General features: G+C 59.6%; 1 protein-coding gene and 1 pseudogene. Both read left to right on the forward strand.

Annotated features, from left to right (window positions below):
• Nucleotides 1-321: pseudogene (locus EOA86_RS36990) on the forward strand (mechanosensitive ion channel family protein); the annotation flags it as partial.
• Between the two features lie 169 nt (nucleotides 322-490).
• Nucleotides 491-754 carry a hypothetical protein gene (locus EOA86_RS36995; RefSeq protein WP_029351968.1) on the forward strand — a complete coding sequence of 88 codons (264 nt, stop codon included), beginning with the start codon at nucleotides 491-493 and terminating at the stop codon, nucleotides 752-754.
• The last annotated feature ends 3 nt before the right edge of the window (nucleotides 755-757 follow it).

Here is a 757-nt window from a genome sequence, read left to right on the forward strand (position 1 = left end):
CCCTTCGTGCTGTTCACCAATTTCGGGCCGGCCGCTCTCGAATTCGAAATCCGTGTGTTCCTGGCCGACGTCATGAATGGCAACATCGTACAGAACGACATCCGGTTTGCCGTCCTCGATGAGTTCGCGGATCAGCATATCGAAATTCCGTCGGCGCCGCGCGCCGTCGTCGAGACCAAAAAGCATGACGCATGGCCGATCGACGATGACCAGATCGAGGCTGAATTCGTCGAGAAGGAGCGCGCGGCGGCCGAAGCCGCGGCCGAGACGAAACGCCTGGCCAGATCCGGGCGCAAGACCCGCAAGCCGGATCCCGATTAGGGTAATATTGATATCCAGGTATCACCGGCTTTCGACACAGCGAAAGCAATTGCGGCATGAATGCGGCATTCAGTTGCCGTTCAGCTTGCATCTCATATAAGCTCACATGCAAAGGGCGAGAATGCCTTGCGAAATGCAAACAGAGGCGGTGGAAACACCGATATTGCAAATGTGGAAGTCTCTCGTCGCCGCCATCGCTTTTCTTGCCGTGGGCGGTTCAGCCTTCGGCGCCAGCGCGACCAACAAGGACGCCGAGACCCGCACACTCGTCGTGACCGAAGGCGGTGGCAAGACGGAGCTGGCGCTGGCCGCCGGCGAAACCGCGGAATTCTGCCCGACCGGCTGTTTCGTTACCATGCCGAATGGCGACCTCGAGGCGCTGACCGGTTCGGAAACGATCGAAATCTCGGGCGGCGTCGCCCGTATCAAGTAGCCG

Source organism: Mesorhizobium sp. M5C.F.Ca.IN.020.32.2.1, from assembly GCF_004023105.1.
Classification (GTDB): domain Bacteria; phylum Pseudomonadota; class Alphaproteobacteria; order Rhizobiales; family Rhizobiaceae; genus Mesorhizobium; species Mesorhizobium wenxiniae.